Origin of the sequence: Mesorhizobium shangrilense (assembly GCF_040537815.1) — a bacterium.
GTDB lineage: Bacteria > Pseudomonadota > Alphaproteobacteria > Rhizobiales > Rhizobiaceae > Mesorhizobium > Mesorhizobium shangrilense.
The window spans coordinates 2,070,865-2,086,213 of sequence record NZ_JBEWSZ010000001.1 but is presented as its reverse complement, the minus strand read 5'-3'; the positions used below and the strand labels follow the sequence as shown (position 1 = coordinate 2,086,213).

15 protein-coding genes and 1 pseudogene are annotated in these 15,349 nt (G+C 60.4%); 6 read left to right on the top strand and 10 right to left on the bottom strand.

The features are described from left to right. Positions 1 to 60 precede the first annotated feature (60 nt). Positions 61 to 2,106 carry an oxidoreductase gene (locus tag ABVQ20_RS10575; protein WP_354459439.1) on the top strand — a complete coding sequence of 682 codons (2,046 nt, stop codon included), beginning with the start codon at positions 61 to 63 and terminating at the stop codon, positions 2,104 to 2,106. Positions 2,107 to 2,124: 18 nt separating this feature from the next. Here ABVQ20_RS10575 and ABVQ20_RS10570 read toward each other — a convergent pair whose 3' ends face one another. After that, entirely contained in the window at positions 2,125 to 3,144 is a 1,020-nt protein-coding gene (locus ABVQ20_RS10570) for a LacI family DNA-binding transcriptional regulator (protein ID WP_354459438.1), read from the bottom strand. Positions 3,145 to 3,257: 113 nt separating this feature from the next. Between ABVQ20_RS10570 and ABVQ20_RS10565 the strand changes: the two genes are divergently transcribed. After that, on the top strand, positions 3,258 to 4,451 hold the full coding sequence (locus ABVQ20_RS10565) for a phytanoyl-CoA dioxygenase family protein (RefSeq protein ID WP_354459437.1): 1,194 nt from the start codon (positions 3,258 to 3,260) through the stop codon (positions 4,449 to 4,451). 157 nt (positions 4,452 to 4,608) lie between these two features. Here ABVQ20_RS10565 and ABVQ20_RS10560 read toward each other — a convergent pair whose 3' ends face one another. Continuing rightward, entirely contained in the window at positions 4,609 to 5,016 is a 408-nt protein-coding gene (locus tag ABVQ20_RS10560; protein ID WP_354459436.1) for a hypothetical protein, read from the bottom strand. Between the two features lie 113 nt (positions 5,017 to 5,129). Between ABVQ20_RS10560 and ABVQ20_RS10555 the strand changes: the two genes are divergently transcribed. Continuing rightward, complete coding sequence (locus tag ABVQ20_RS10555; RefSeq protein WP_354459435.1) at positions 5,130 to 5,558, top strand: MarR family winged helix-turn-helix transcriptional regulator; 429 nt, start codon at positions 5,130 to 5,132, stop codon at positions 5,556 to 5,558. A 126-nt stretch (positions 5,559 to 5,684) separates the two neighbouring features. Here the strand turns inward: ABVQ20_RS10555 and ABVQ20_RS10550 are convergent, their stop codons facing one another. Together ABVQ20_RS10550 and ABVQ20_RS10545 are read right to left on the bottom strand one after the other, a co-directional pair. Next, positions 5,685 to 6,428 (bottom strand): polysaccharide deacetylase family protein, encoded by a 744-nt coding sequence (locus tag ABVQ20_RS10550; RefSeq protein WP_354459434.1) that lies wholly within the window; start codon positions 6,426 to 6,428, stop codon positions 5,685 to 5,687. Positions 6,429 to 6,502: 74 nt separating this feature from the next. Next, positions 6,503 to 8,572 carry a putative bifunctional diguanylate cyclase/phosphodiesterase gene (locus tag ABVQ20_RS10545; RefSeq protein WP_354459433.1) on the bottom strand — a complete coding sequence of 690 codons (2,070 nt, stop codon included), beginning with the start codon at positions 8,570 to 8,572 and terminating at the stop codon, positions 6,503 to 6,505. On the opposite strand from ABVQ20_RS10545, the gene ABVQ20_RS10540 reads away from it, so the two are divergent. From ABVQ20_RS10540 to tdh, 3 genes are all read left to right on the top strand, one after another. After that, positions 8,481 to 8,726, top strand: coding sequence for a hypothetical protein (locus ABVQ20_RS10540; RefSeq protein WP_354462265.1), 246 nt, complete (start codon positions 8,481 to 8,483; stop codon positions 8,724 to 8,726). The genes ABVQ20_RS10545 and ABVQ20_RS10540 overlap by 92 nt on opposite strands. 138 nt (positions 8,727 to 8,864) lie before the next feature. Continuing rightward, a complete protein-coding gene (locus tag ABVQ20_RS10535; RefSeq protein ID WP_354459432.1) occupies positions 8,865 to 10,052 on the top strand; it encodes a glycine C-acetyltransferase in 1,188 nt (395 codons plus the stop codon). A gap of 257 nt (positions 10,053 to 10,309) precedes the next feature. Then, positions 10,310 to 11,344 (top strand): L-threonine 3-dehydrogenase, encoded by a 1,035-nt coding sequence (gene tdh / locus ABVQ20_RS10530; RefSeq protein WP_183458247.1) that lies wholly within the window; start codon positions 10,310 to 10,312, stop codon positions 11,342 to 11,344. 16 nt (positions 11,345 to 11,360) lie between these two features. On the opposite strand, the gene ABVQ20_RS10525 is transcribed toward tdh, so the two are convergent. From ABVQ20_RS10525 to ABVQ20_RS10500, 6 genes and pseudogenes are all read right to left on the bottom strand, one after another. After that, positions 11,361 to 12,008 carry a CDP-alcohol phosphatidyltransferase family protein gene (locus ABVQ20_RS10525; protein ID WP_354459431.1) on the bottom strand — a complete coding sequence of 216 codons (648 nt, stop codon included), beginning with the start codon at positions 12,006 to 12,008 and terminating at the stop codon, positions 11,361 to 11,363. An 82-nt stretch (positions 12,009 to 12,090) separates the two neighbouring features. Continuing rightward, positions 12,091 to 13,041, bottom strand: a complete 951-nt coding sequence (locus ABVQ20_RS10520) for a phosphatidate cytidylyltransferase (RefSeq protein WP_354459430.1) — start codon at positions 13,039 to 13,041, stop codon at positions 12,091 to 12,093. Next, positions 13,038 to 13,691: a lysophospholipid acyltransferase family protein gene (locus ABVQ20_RS10515; protein WP_354462155.1), complete on the bottom strand. Its 654-nt coding sequence runs from the start codon at positions 13,689 to 13,691 to the stop codon at positions 13,038 to 13,040. Before ABVQ20_RS10515 ends, ABVQ20_RS10520 begins: the two co-directional genes overlap by 4 nt. A 220-nt stretch (positions 13,692 to 13,911) precedes the next feature. Beyond that, positions 13,912 to 14,007 (bottom strand): annotated as a pseudogene (locus ABVQ20_RS10510) (IS5/IS1182 family transposase); the annotation flags it as partial. A 36-nt stretch (positions 14,008 to 14,043) separates the two neighbouring features. After that, positions 14,044 to 14,307, bottom strand: a complete 264-nt coding sequence (locus ABVQ20_RS10505; protein ID WP_354459429.1) for a hypothetical protein — start codon at positions 14,305 to 14,307, stop codon at positions 14,044 to 14,046. A 124-nt stretch (positions 14,308 to 14,431) separates the two neighbouring features. Continuing rightward, complete coding sequence (locus ABVQ20_RS10500) at positions 14,432 to 15,343, bottom strand: hypothetical protein (protein ID WP_354459428.1); 912 nt, start codon at positions 15,341 to 15,343, stop codon at positions 14,432 to 14,434. Positions 15,344 to 15,349 lie beyond the last annotated feature (6 nt).

The following is a 15,349-nucleotide window of genomic DNA, read 5'->3' as shown; positions in this document are numbered from 1 at the left end:
GGCGGTGGCCTCGTTGGATTTTCGCCGTTCATTAGCATAATTTGAAACAGCAGGAACACGATGACCAGCAACGATCCGCTTCTCCAGCCCTATCAGCTCAAGCACCTGACGCTGAAGAACCGGGTCATGTCGACCAGCCATGAGCCGGCCTATTCCGAAGATGGCATGCCGAAACAGCGCTATCGGCTCTACCATGCCGAGAAGGCCAAAGGCGGCATGGCGCTGACCATGACAGCGGGTTCGGCCATCGTCTCGCGCGACAGCCCAGCCGCTTTCGGCAATCTGCATGTCTATGACGATCGCATCGTGCCGTGGCTCGCTGAACTGGCCGACGCCTGCCACGAGCATGACTGCAAGGTGATGATCCAGATCACCCATCTCGGCCGCCGCACGGGCTGGAACAAGGCCGACTGGCTGCCGGTGCTGTCAGCCTCGCCGGTGCGCGAGCCGGCTCATCGCGCCTTCCCGAAGACCATCGAGGACTGGGATATCGAGCGCATCATCGCCGACTACGCCTCAGCCGCCCAGCGCTGCCAGGCCGCCGGCCTCGACGGCATCGAGTTCGAGGCCTATGGCCATCTGATCGACGGCTTCTGGTCGCCTGCCACCAACCATCGCGACGACGAGTTCGGTGGCTCGCTCGACAACCGCCTGCGCTTCACCAACATGGTTCTGGATGCCGTGCGCGCCGCGGTTGGCGAGAAATTCGTCGTCGGCATCCGGATGGTCGCCGATGAGGATTTCGAGAAGGGCCTGCCAAAGGAGGAAGGCGTCGAGATCGCCAGGCGGCTGGCCAACTCCGGCAAGGTCGATTTCCTCAACATCATCCGCGGCTCGATCGAGAGCGACGCCGCACTGACCAAGGTCATTCCGGTCACCGGCATGCGCTCGTCGCCGCATCTCGATTTCGCCGGCGAGGTGAGGGCGGCGACTAAATTCCCGACTTTTCATGCGGCCCGGATTTCCGATGTCGCCACCGCACGCCACGCCATCGCCACCGGCAAGCTCGACATGGTCGGCATGACGCGCGCCCACATCGCCGATCCGCACATCATCAAGAAGGTGATGGAAGGCCGCGAGCATGAAATCCGTCCCTGCGTCGGCGCCACCTACTGCCTCGATCGCATCTATGAGGGTGGTGAGGCGCTTTGCGTCCACAACGCAGCCACCGGACGCGAGGCCGATATTCCGCACATCATCACGAAGACAGAGGGGCCGAAGCGGAAGGTGATCGTCGTTGGCGCCGGTGCCGGTGGGCTGGAGGCCGCGCGCGTCGCGGCCGAGCGCGGGCATCAGGTGACAGTGCTGGAAGCCTCGAGCCAGGCAGGCGGCCAGGTGCGGCTGGCGACGCAGAATCCGCGGCGCAAGGAACTGATAGGGATCATCGACTGGCGGCTGGCCGAACTCGAACGGCTGGGCGTCGAGATCCGCTACGACACCTGGGCCGAGAAGGACGATGTCCTGGCGCTGTCGCCGGACGTCGTGGTGGTCGCCACTGGCGGCCTCCCACAGAACCCACCGCTGACGGCCGGTGACAACCTTGTCACCTCAAGCTGGGACATCATGGCCGGCAGCGTCAAGCCAGCCGAAAACGTTCTGCTCTATGACGACAATGGCGGCCATCAGGGCATGGGCGCGGCGGAACTGATCGCCAACAGCGGCTCGAAACTTGAACTCGTCTCGCCCGAGCGGTTCTTCGCTCCGGAAATGGGCGGCATGAACCATGTACCCTATATGCGGGCGTTCCAGGAAAAGGGCGTCACCGTCACCATCAATACAAGGCTGCGTTCGGTGCGGCGCGAAGGCAATCAGTTGGTTGCCGAGCTGGCTTCGGACTTCGCCGACGGCTGGCGTGGCGAGCGCAGGGTCGATCAGGTGGTGGTCGAGCACGGCACGGCGCCGCTCGACGACCTCTATCTGGCGCTAAAGCCGCTGTCGAAGAATGGCGGTGCGGTCGACTACGAACGGCTGGTCCATGGCGGCGACATCTTTCCGAGGCGCAATGCCGAAGGCGGTTTCGTGCTGTTCCGCATCGGCGACGCGGTTGCCTCGCGTAACATCCACGCCGCCATCTATGACGGCATCAGGTTTGGATTGAGGATCTGACAGCCGGAAACCGGCCGCTCAGGCCGGTATATTGAACGGGGTGATGAGCTGGATGTTGGACGCGCCGGGCATGATCGACTTGGGCAACGCGCCCTGAGCCCGCATGATGTGGATGCAGGCTGTGCGCATGTCGTGCCTGAGATCGTGATGCAGGACGGCCGAGATGCGCCGGCTTCGCAGTAATTCGAGATTGTCGACATCGAGATCGTGGCCGATGAACACGCGGCAGGGCCGCTTCAATTCGGCGAATGCCTGCACGATGGAGGTATTGCCGCCGCCGATGGAATAAACGGCCGCGATCTCGGGGTGATCTGTCAGGGCAGCGCTCACCAGTTCGCCCGTTGCGCGATCGATGCCGTGTCCTTCACTGATGTCGACGATGCCGAGATTGGGAAAATGTTCGCGTAACGCCCGGCGAAAACCGATTTCACGCTCTTCCTCGCCCCGGAACCGGTTGCTGCTCAAGGTAACCAGGACATCGGCGCGTCTTTGGCCAAGCCACTCGCCGATCAGATAGGCGGCCGTTTCGCCGGCCGCACGGTTGTCGACGCCGACGTAGGCCAGCCGCCGGCTGTTCGGCAGGTCTGTCACCAGCGTCACCACTGGTATTCCCGATTGAAAGACCCGGTCCACCGCGGTGGCAATCTCGGGTACATCCGGCGCCTTCAGGAGCAGGCCATTGCTGCCGCGACGCGCGATTTCCTCAAGCAGCGAGACAGTGTTCGCCGTCGTACGTACCTCGGCTAGGTGATAGCGCGACCGGAACACGACCGGGCGGAGGCTCGGCATCTCGGCTTCCAGCGCCATGCGCACCGCTTCGGTAAAGCGCGTAGGGGCCTCCATCACCAGATCGAGAATGAACTTGCGTCCTGACAAGCCGATCTGGGAGCGTTGCGTTTCCAGTTCGCGGATCGCCTGCTCGATGCGGCGGATGGTGTGCTGACGCACGCCGCTGCGCCCATGCAAGACGCGATCGACCGTGGCGATGCTGACGCCGGCCTGCAGTGCAATGTCCTTCACAAGGAATGGATGTGACATCGGTCGACTCGACCAGCCATGAGGTGTTTTTGAGGTGTTCTAGCTGCGCTCTCCATCTCAATTGAAGCTATAGTCGGGCCATCCAATCAAGACAAGACCACAGGGAGGAAGCCATGAAGGCCGACAATTTCGCCAAGCTCAGAGCCGATCGCGTTTGGCTCACCGCTGACGCCTGCAACATCGACGATTTTGCCGCCATGACGCAACGGACGACGAATCCGGCGGATTATCCGTTCGCATCCGAGGTGCGGAAGAACGTGCTGATCTATGACGGTGCGACAGTGCGCGCCGCCGCAGCCGACCCAGCCCGGCGCAAGGCTCTTCTCGCCGAATGGGTCGAAGCGATGACCGACGGCCCGGGCGTGGTCGTCTTCCGGGGTGCCTTCGAGGATGTGGCCCCGGTCGACGCCGCGACGGAAGCGTTCAACGCTATCATCGCCGAGGAGCGCGCCGCAGGCGCAGGCGGCGGCGATCATTTCGCCAAGCCCGGCGCCAACGACCGCATATGGAACGCGCTCGAGAAGCTCTGCCTGCGGGATCCCGCGACGTTTGCTGCCTATTACGGCAATGACGTCATCGCGCTGATATCGGAAGCCTGGCTCGGTCCGGCCTACCAGCTGACGTCTCAGGTCAACAATGTCAGGCCCGGTGGCGCGTCCCAGTCGGCGCACCGGGACTATCACCTCGGCTTCCAGACCGCGTCGGTCATCGAACGCTATCCCGTGCACGTCCATCGGATTTCACCGGTGCTGACGCTCCAGGGCGCGGTCGCTCATTGCGACATGCCGGTTGAAAGCGGCCCCACGCTCTACTTGCCTTACTCGCAGGCCTATCTTCCCGGATATCTCGCCATGAACCGGCCTGAGTTCCAGGCCTATTTCGCCGAGCATCATGTTCAATTGCCGTTGAAGAAAGGCGATGCGGCCTTCTTCAATCCGGCCCTGTTCCACGCGGCCGGCACCAACCGTTCCGCGAACATCCAGCGCATGGCGAACCTGCTGCAGGTATCGTCGGCCTATGGCCGCGCCATGGAAAGCGTGGACCGGACACGCATGAGCGCGGTTCTTTATCCGGTGCTGCAACGCATGCTGAGCGATGGCAGCCTGACCAGGGAGGCGGCGGACAATGCCATCGCCTCCTCCGCCGAGGGATATTCCTTCCCGACCAATCTGGATCGCGACCCGCCACTCGGTGGCCTGGCGCCGGAAACCCAGCAGGCGCTTTTCCATCGCGCGCTCGATGCGAAATGGGAGCCTGCCGTTTTCCTAGAGGCGCTCGAAACCCAGGCGCGAAAGAAACTGACCTGAGACAAGCCCTGTGCCACAACTTGTGGTCAGGTGGCGCGCAGCCAGACATCGTACGGAGAGCCACCTGGATACTCTGTTTGATCTGCGCGCCGCGCACGTCATCGGCATTCCTACCTGATGACATACGATCGTGAGGTATGGGGCGGTCTCACCGCTCTCAGAACATCCTGGCGACCGCCATGCACAACACGGTGACGACCAGCAACCCGGCTGCGATGCGCTCCCCCATGGCCATTTTCGCGCGTAACTGCGTTTCCGTTACGCCGTCGGCGCCGGACAACTGCCGGCTGGCTGAACCGACCAGTGCGCCGAGCACGCCGGCAGCAGCGAATGCCGCGATAATGCCCAGCGCCAGAACCATCTCCATCGAGCCGAAATAGGCGCCGTGGAAGAAATACCAGAGCAGCGCGCCGGTCAGGAAAACCATACCGGCCGAGCCCATTTGCGGGCGGAAAAACCGTTCGGCGCGTATTTCAGGATCTCGGGCCAGCGTGATCGTGGTGCCGGCCCAGAACACGCCAGCCATGACGTGGAGTCCCAAAACGACGATGTAGACAAATTGCATGACCGAATTCCTCTTTCGTATGCTATCTGCATCATAGTTAGATATCTAATGATTAGATGTCAATGAATGGCCGACCGGTTCCATCGGCCGATGGCTTGTTCTAGGGTCCGGTCATGACACCTTTTGACCGCCCGCCAGTCGGCATGAATCTCGGCCAGACCGCCAAGCTTGTCGCCCAGGCCTTCGACGCGGCCCTGGTCGAGGCCGGTGGCACATTGCCGGTCTGGCTGACCTTGCTGTCCATCAAGTCTCGCGCACTGGCCAACCAGCGCGAACTTGCCGACATGATCGGCATCCAGGGTGCGACGCTGACCCATCATCTCAACGCGATGGAAACGCAGGGCCTGTTGACGCGTCGACGCGATCCGGCCAACCGCCGGGTTCATCAGGTCGAACTGACGGAAGCCGGCGAAGCGATGTTCCAGAAACTGCGGACGGCCGCGCTCGTCTTCGACAAGCGGCTGCGAAAGGGATTGGCTGATGAAAGACTGGTCGAGTTTGCTGAGGTTCTGGCGGCGCTGCGCGCCAATGTCGGAAGTTAAAGCAATTCCAGGAAAAGTGTGCAGCAGTTTTCCGTCCGGAATTGCCTCAAAACAAAAAGATAGAGCAGTTCGGCGTTTTCATGAAACGACGAACCGGTCTGGTGCCGCCCAGCTTCCATGGCCGCGTCAGCCATCATAGCCCGGCAGTGCGCCAAAAGTGTAATTCCTCTGTTTCAGCGCATTGATCAGATTGGTCAAATTCGTCTTGCCGTCGAACACATCCCGGAACATCTCGTCATGCATCAGCAGGATCAGTTTTCCGGGTTTGACGAAATGTCCGTAGCCGAACAGGTGATCGATCTCGGTTACCAGATGATCGACGCTCTGAACTGGTTTGCCGCTGTCTTCGTGCACCCATTCATGGTCCCAGCCATAGAGATAGAAGCCGGACGCGGCGACGAATTCGTAGTCGGGGTCCTCTCGTCCTATCTGCGCCTGCCCGAGTGAATTATCATTCTTGGACATCGACGGCAGGCGAAACACGTCGCGCCCCGGTAGACGCGCGTGTACGACCGGCTTCAGGCCCAGCACGGCGTTCGCCATCAGCATGTCGGCGACCACGCCTTCGGTATCGCTGTAGAAATGCCGATAGTGATTGTAAGCGTGGCTGTAGCTGTGGTTGCCGATCGTCACCAGCGGCAGGCCCTTCGCGCGCTTGACGAGTGCCTTGTTGGCAGAACTTGCCTGCGCGTGCATGCCGACCATGAACAGGGTCGCTGGAACCTGCTTCGCCTCCAGCACGTCGAGGATGTTGCTGGTTCCGTCCAGGGGACCGTCATCGAAAGTCAGATAGATGGTGCGTTGCGCGGCATCTGCTGGAAACGCCAGAAACAGCAATATTGTCAGCGCAAATCGAAGCGGCGCCACCATGCACGATACCTCGTATCCGATCGGGGCACGCCGCCACTTTCGTGCACGCTTGTCAAGATCGCCGGCCCAGCCGCTCAGGCCAGGCTGCCCTGCAACACGGTCAACCTGGCTTTCTTCGGGGCCCGCGCGACCAGCCATTCGCGTGCCTTTTCCTGTGGCATCGGGAAGGCGATGGAATAGCCCTGCACCTGATCGCAGCCGATCGCCATCAGGGAATCGAGCTCGGCCTCTGTCTCGGCGCCTTCAGCGATGATCGAAATGCCGAGGCCGCGGGCCAGTTCGGTGATGGCGCGCACGATCTTCGAGTTGTCGCCATTCTCATGGATGTTCTGGACAAAGCGGCGATCGATCTTCAGCCGGTCGATCTCGTTCGGATTGACGTGGCTGAGCGACGCGTAGCCGGTACCGAAGTCGTCGAGTTCGAGGTGCACGCCGGCCGCGCGTATGTGGCGCAGCTTCGCGGCAATGCCGGTCTTCTCGTCGTCGAGAATGACGGATTCGACGATTTCCAGCGAGAGCTTCTGGGGTGGCAGGCCGGCCTTTTCCAGCGTGTCGAACAGGAACCGGTCGAAATCAGGCTCGCGCAATTCGCTGCCCGACACATTGACGGCCAGCCGGCCGAAGGCAATGCCGGCACGGTTCCATTCGGCTGCTTCGTTGATCGCCTTGGCGATGACGATGCGGCCGATCTCGGGCATGAAACCACATTTCTCGGCGACCGGGATGAACTCGCCGGGTGGGATCATGCCACGCTCGGCATGGTTCCACCGAACCAGGGCTTCAATGCCGCTGATCGCGCCGTTGGTGAGCGAGACCTGCGGCTGGAAATAGACCTGGAACGCCTTGGTCTCGATGGCGATCCTGATGTCGTGTTCGAGCTGCTTGCGATAGTCGAGTTCGCGGCGCAGCTCCTCGGAGAAGAACGAGAAGTTGCCGCCCCCCATCTTCTTGGCGGAATACAACGCCAGATCGGCATGGACCAGCAGATCCCCGGCATTGTCGGCATCGACCGGGTAGACGGCGATACCGGCGCTGGCGCCTGGAAGGATGGTCGTGCCCTGGAAGATGATCGGCTCGTTGATCTGCGCCAGGATCCGTCTGGCGACCATGTTGATGTCCTCCGTACCGCCGGCACCGTTGAGGATCATCACGAACTCGTCGCCGCCAAGCCGCGCGCAAAGGTCCGACGCGCGGCAGGAATCGCGCATGCGCTGTGCCGTGACGACCAGAACATAGTCGCCAGCCGGATGGCCGAGTGTGTCGTTGATCTGCTTGAACCGGTCGAGGTCGAGCTGGACCACGGCAAGCCGTTCGCGCCGCCGGTGCGCGCCCTTGATCAGCGTGTCGAAATGATCGGTCAGGAAGCTGCGATTGTGCAGGCCGGTGAGGCCGTCGTGAACCGCGATGAAGGCCATGGAATTGCGCGCGTCGACCAGTTCATGCGTCTTGCGCAAAATGATGTTGGACATCGGCCTGAAGATGAAAAGCGCCACCAGGACGATGACACCGATGGTCGCGTAGAACAGGGTGCGGTGGAGTTCGAGCAGTCTGTCCGATCTCTCAAGGGCATAGGCGCTGATGCGGTGACCTAATGCGGCGTAGCCTGACAGTGTGGCGTTGGCGACGGAGGCATCGAGGTTGACGCGCTCGCCGCCGCCCTTGTAGTCGCCGCCAGGCATGGCGAGTTGAGATTCAAACGCGGAGGCCAGGCGCTCGCCATTGGCGATAAGCCCGACCGAGAAATAATCGAGATGAAACGGCTTGGCGAAAAGCACGCTCTCGATCGATTTTGGATCGAGTTTTGCCGGTGACGCCGGATCGGCGGCGGTCCGTTGAAGCAGAAGATCGTAGTTTGTTTGAAATTCGCCCGTCGCTTGCTTGAGCGCGGCCACGAGAGCGGGCTGCTGATCACGCGAAGCAGCGCCCGTTGCACTGGCCAGGAACACGATGCGCTGCGACAGCGCCTTTTGCGTGCTGACGATATCGAGCAATGTGTCGTCTTGCCGCTGCGCGGCCATCATCTGCTGGAGAAGGATGAAGGAAGCCATCACCATGGCGGCGATGATCATCAGCGCGAGCCAGTATCCAGCCTTGATCAGCAATATGAGTCTGCCTGAAACGGCTTGCACCGGCTGCTGCGACATTTTCTGGGGCGGCCCTTCGCCAACGGATTCCGATGCAAGGACCATTGGCGTGGAAGTGTTAACAGGTTTGGAAGTCAAGGGGACGGCAGCAAGGGCCGCGTCGGAAAGCTCACGAAATGGTTATTGCGCTCTTTCCTGGCACAGCCGCATTTGAACATCCGTCGAACGTTGCCGCCTGCCAACGGCAGTATTCCGCTCGGCGTTGCAAAGGCCACCGAAGCGGTCGCATTTGCGATGGATTTTTCGCGCGCGCGGGACGACAGTCAATCGACACATCAAACAAGGCCTGATCATGACCGCCGCATTCCTTTCCCATATCGACAATGAGCTTGCCGGACTGAAGTCGGCCGGCCTGTACAAGTCCGAGCGCGTGATCACTTCCACGCAATCGGCGCGGATCGAAGTCGGCGGCGAAGAAGTGCTGAATTTCTGCGCCAACAACTATCTCGGTCTTGCCGATAGCACCGAGCTGCGCGATGCAGCCAAGAAGGCCCTCGACCGCTATGGTTATGGCATGGCGTCGGTGCGCTTCATCTGCGGCACGCAGGAAGAGCACAAGCAGCTCGAGGCGACGATTTCGTCTTTCCTTGGCCTGGAGGACACCATCCTCTACGGCTCCTGTTTCGACGCCAATGGCGGCCTGTTCGAGACAGTGCTCGGCGAGGAGGATGCGATCATCTCCGATGCGCTGAACCATGCCTCGATCATCGACGGCGTTCGGCTGTCGAAGGCAAAGCGCTTTCGCTACGCCAACAACGACATGGCCGATCTGGAGGCTCGCCTGAAAGAGGCCAAGGACTGCCGGTTCAGGCTCATCGCCACCGATGGCGTCTTTTCCATGGACGGCATCATCGCCAATCTGAAGGGCGTCTGCGACCTCGCCGACAAATACGATGCGATGGTGATGGTTGATGACAGCCATGCCGTTGGTTTTGTTGGCAAACATGGGCGGGGGTCGGCCGAGCATTGCGGCGTCGAGGGCAGGGTGGACATCATCACCGGTACGCTCGGCAAGGCGCTGGGCGGGGCATCCGGTGGCTATACGTCGGGCAAGCGGCAGGTGGTCGACTGGCTGCGGCAGCGTTCGCGGCCCTATCTCTTTTCCAACACGCTGATGCCGGCGATTGCCGGTGCTTCAATCACGGTGTTCGACCTGATCCGCAATGGCGATGCCTTGCGCGAGCGCCTATATGCCAATGCGGCGCGGTTCCGGTCGCAGATGGGCAAGCTCGGCTTCACGCTGGCCGGCGCCGACCATCCGATCATTCCGGTGATGCTGGGCGATGCGACGCTGGCGCAGGAGATGGCGGCGCGCATGTTGAAGCGCGGCATCTATGTCATCGGCTTTTCGTTCCCGGTGGTGCCCAAGGGTCAGGCGCGCATCCGCACGCAGATGTCAGCGGCGCATTCCAGCGCAGACATCGATCGCGCGGTTGAGGCGTTCGGCGAGGTCGGCAGGGAATTAGAGGTAATAAAGTGACGGAAGATTCCGGCAAGTCATGCTGGTTCTGTGGCGAAGGCATCGAGGCGGTAGACACGGAGGCCTTAGAGGTCTCCGTCCGGAATCTTTGGTCCGATGAGGATGATGCGACCGTTCAGTATTTCTACCTGCATTCGGTTTGCGCTGTGGAGAGACTGCAGGGAAAAGGAATGAGATTTGAATTGGACTGGTTTACTGCCCCCAACTAGTTCCCCCGAATTTCCAACTCAACAAATCGCATAGATTGAGGATTCTCGATGTCCAACATGATGAAGGCGCTGGTGAAGGCCAAGGCCGAGCCCGGCATCTGGATGGAAGAAGTGCCGGTGCCGGAGATCGGCCCCAATGACGTGCTGATCAAGATCAAGAAGACGGCGATCTGCGGCACCGACGTCCACATCTACAATTGGGACCAGTGGGCACAGAAGACGGTGCCGGTGCCGATGGTGACCGGCCACGAATTCGTGGGCACCGTCGCCGATTTCGGTGCGGCGGTGACCGAGTATAAGGTCGGCCAGCGCGTTTCGGGCGAAGGTCACATCGTCTGCGGCCATTGCCGCAACTGTCGCGCTGGCAGGGGACATCTGTGCCGCAATACGCTCGGCGTCGGCGTCAACCGCCCCGGCGCTTTCGGCGAATATCTGGCCATCCCGCAGCACAATGTCGTGCCGATTCCCGACGATGTGCCGGACGAGATCGCCGCGATCTTCGATCCCCTGGGCAATGCCGTCCACACGGCACTGTCCTTTGACTTGGTCGGCGAGGACGTGCTGGTCACAGGCGCCGGACCCATCGGCATTATGGGCGCGCTTGTCGCTCAGTGCGTCGGTGCCAGAAAAGTTGTTATCACCGACATCAACCCGGTGCGGCTGGCGCTGGCGAAGAAGCTCGGCGTCCAGCATGTCGTCGATGCCTCGAAGGAGAAACTGCGCGATGTCATGCCGGCGCTCGGCATGACCGAAGGGTTTGACGTCGGCCTCGAAATGTCCGGCGCCGCACCCGCCTTCCGCGACATGATCGACACCATGAACAATGGCGGCAAGATCGCCATTCTTGGCATCGCTCCGACCGGCTTCGAGATCGACTGGAACAAGGTCATCTTCAAGATGCTGCATCTCAAGGGCATCTACGGCCGCGAGATGTTCGAGACCTGGTACAAGATGATCGCGCTGGTGCAGGGTCCATTGGATGTTTCCGGCCTGATCACCCACCGCATCGGCATCGATGATTTCCAGACCGGATTCGATGCCATGCGCAGCGGCAGTTCCGGCAAGGTGGTGATGGATTGGTAGGCCGTCGCGCCGGAAGCTAGGGGCGCATGGTTTTCAGCCATCGCACCTGTCGCCAGGCGCGGCGCAGCGTCGTTGCGGCGGCACCAATCGCGATGATGGCAAGCGCGAGCGTCAAGACCTCGTTATGGCCATTCCAGAGGAATCCCCCGGCTGACAGCAAGGCGGCGACGGTCGCAACCGCCATGCGATGCGGTTTGGCCATCGGGCCGGAGAAATCGCTCGGCGCTTCGTTCGCACGCCCGAGTTCCCGCACATAGGCGGTGAGAACCGAGAAACAGGCCGCCGCCCAGCCAAGGCCAGGCATGGCGATGCCGTAGCCTATTCCGACCATGATGGCGATGTCGGCGATCCTATCCGGGAACTCGTTCCAGAACGGCCCATCGGCCGACGCCTTGCCACCTTCGACGGCGACCATTCCATCGAACAGATTGCAAAGCAGGCGCAGCTGGCAGAACAGCGCGGCACCCAGCAACAGCAGCAAGCGCGCCGTGCCGTCGCTCTGCCCGCCAAGCCAGAAGGCAGCGCCGGCAAGCGCACCGGCAAGGATGCTGGCCTGCGAAATCTGGTTGGGGGTCACGGAAAGTGCGGCGAGACGTCTGGCCGTCGCTTGTGCCCAGCGCGTGTCGCGGCTTGCAAGCGGTCTGCGATCGCTTGTGTTCATCACTGCCTCATCGCGTTTCTGAACGTCGATTGGTCGCGGGTCGCCGCAAATGGCAACGGTGCGGTAAGAGCGCGCAAAGGGAATGTCATGGCTGCGACCAGAAGTAATGCGTAAGGTGGAAGAAGATCGGAGCGGAGAAAACCACCGAATCCAGCCGATCGATCAGGCCGCCGTGGCCGTCTATCAGATGGCCCCAATCCTTCACGCCGCGGTCGCGCTTGATGGCGGACATCACAAGGCCGCCGAAAAAGCCCATCAGCGTGATCAGGAAGGCCATCGCACCCGCCTGAACAGGAGAGAACGGCGTGATCCACCACAGACCAGCGCCGATGAGGCTGGCGCTCACGACGCCGCCGAGGAAACCTTCAACCGTCTTGGACGGCGAAAGCCTTGGGGCGATCTTCGTACGTCCGATCATCTTTCCCCAGACATATTGCAGCACGTCGCTCAACTGCACGACGATGACCAGGAAGGCTATCAGAAGCACATTGCGGCCTTCGTAGCCAGGAATGTGCAACGTCAGAAGAGCCGGCACGTGCGAGGCGCAGAAGACGCAGATCATCAGCGCCCATTGCACCTCGGCGATTCGGACGAGGAAGTGCTGGGTATCGCCCCGCACAGCCGAGATGATGGGCATCAACAGGAAGGCGTAGACCGGGATGAAAACAGAAAAGATCTCGTAGTCCTCGATCCAGAGCAGGACGTATTGCAACGGCAGCACGACGAAAAACGCCGTGGCCAGCGCCCAGTGGTCGGCACGCCGCGTATTGGTCAACGTCACGAATTCGCGAAGTGCCGCAAAGGAACAGAAGCCGAAGAGAAGCAGGACGCCGATGCGCCCGGCGATGAAGGCTATGGCGATGAGGATTGCCATCACCCACCAGGCATTGATGCGGGCGTTGAGGTTCTCGATGGCCGGGTTCGAGCCGTCTGGCGACAATCGTCGTTCCAGGATCTGCCCCACGAAAGAGGCGACGAGCAGTATCCCGAAGACGCCGAGCACGAGAACCATCATGTCGAATTGGGTCGGGCTCATTCCTCGACCCTTTCGGCCGCTGCCTTTTTCGGCGCGAGCGCGAGTAGCGCCCCACGTGCCCGCTCGAGGAACGCATCCTTGCCCTCGCCATCAGCCAGGTGCATCGGCTCGCCGAACGTCACCGTGCAGATCAGTGGGATAGGTACGAATTCGCCTTTCGGCATCACCCGGTTGAGATTGGCGATCCATACCGGCACCAACTCGAAGTCCGGGTGCAATGCCGCCAAATGAAACAGGCCGGATTTGAATGACTGCAAGGACGCGTCGGATTGGTTGCGCGTGCCTTCCGGGAAGAGGATGAGCGAAGAGCCTTCCTTCATCGCCTCCCCCATGCTCTCGACAGGATCCATCGTGCGTCCTTCGCGATTGCGCTCGATCAGGACGGCATTGAAAACGTCGCGCCCGATGAAGCCTCGGACTTTGGATTTCAGCCAGTAGTCGGCGCCCGCTACGGGACGGACCCGCCGGCGCAGGCGCGGCGGCAGAACAGCCCAGATCAGGATGAAATCCCCGTGGCTGGAGTGGTTGGCAAAGAAGATCGAGCGACGGCGAGGTAGCCTGCCTTCATACCAAAACGGCCGGACGGCGGTGATGGCTCGGGCAAACAGCAAAACGATCACAGCCACCGGCCTCGCGATCAGCGACTTCATCCATCCCCCAATTCGTTTCATGGATCATCCACTGGCTGACATACAGTGCTGAAAATCCGCTGTCGGGCAAGCAAGGATCGAAGATGATCACAAGACCATGTCTGCTTCAATGCGCTACCGCTTCGGAGCGAGCGTCTCATATTTTCCTCGGCGACGGCCGCAGTCTCCGGCCAGCGCGGCTTCCAGTGACACGACGCCTTTGACGATGGAGGCCCGCTCGTTGGCGCTCAGCGACGCGTGGCACGCCTCGCGGCTTGTTGGGCAACAGCGGCTTGATCACGCGCCACTCGAAGTCGGTCAACTCGTATCGGCTCATGCCGATGTTGAATCAGCTTCGCTTCCAAATTGGAAGTCACCTCGCTTCAACCGCATCTTCGGCTGCCCGCCTCAGGCTCATGACGATCTCCTGCTCGTCTGGCAGCAGCGCGTCTCTAACGAGCGCCAGCGCCCTTAAGGCCGTGAGCAGATCACCCCATCCATCCGTCATGCCGTTGAATGCGTTGTAAGCAGGCAGCACTATTCCGAGCGGTCGAAGACATCGACGATCACACCAAGAATCGATCAGACTGTGTAGCTCGGCGAAGAGCGCCTCGTTATCAGAATACCTATTGCCCATGGTTGCGCAGCCTACCAGCTGCGTAAGCGATCGCAAACGCTTTGCTTCCGGTCAATTTTATGGATTCACGGCCTAAATACGTAGCTTGAAGAAGTATATGTGTCCGCGAAAAGAAGTTTTAACCTCATGCGATTGCGTTGATGGCTATTTCGTAGGATTTCTGGAAAGAAAAAGCAAATATACGATCTGGAGCAGATCCTCCAAAGACCACGCCGCAAGCAATGATACTGCCACTCAAATCTGTACGGCAGATGAGGGCCCCTGACTGACCCGGCGCCGAGGCGCCCTTAGTCATCTGGAGAATCCAAAAATCTTGGTACTGGATTTGCACACCCTCGACATCAATCCATGAAGGCTCACTCACAGGCTCTGGATGTGCGCACTCAAATTCAACGCCATTCCAGATGAACCAAAAGGTAAAATTTGTTCCAGAAGCAAAATTGCCCTGCCGGTCAATAGATGCGGTAATGCCTTGTATCTCGAAAGGATCCACGTCTGTTGATTGAGCGATCGCAACTGCGATATCTGAGTCAACGAGGCCTCCTGCTGGGAGTTGAGAAGCCCACACTGCTGGTCCAAGAGCTACGTATCTGCCAGATTGTGGATCAAGTACACGTAGTGACGTGAGTTGACCGCCCTGAGCGACATCCCTTCCGATGTGTGCATTGGTAAGGATGTATTGAGCTCCTGATTTCTCGAACCCAATTGTACATACCCCCGCCACGTTATCCGCGCCGACAATAATATTGCCGGAGCGAACGCCGAATGTTCGAGGTCTCCCAATAAGAGCGACAACATCGGTTTGTATTGTGTCGCTGTCGGATCTGGGGTCCGTAACATGTGGCGGAATGAGATCCGAAGGATCAACGTTTTCCTTTTTATGAACGTAGACAACGATCGCACGCTGGCCGCTTCGTCGGCCTTCGATGCGTTTCTCGCCAATGCTAACTAATGCTACGTTCTTTTTTGTGTAGATTTGACCAGAACAGCGTGTAACTATACGCCGTGCTTTCGACATAGATAGCTGACCGCGCATTTTATG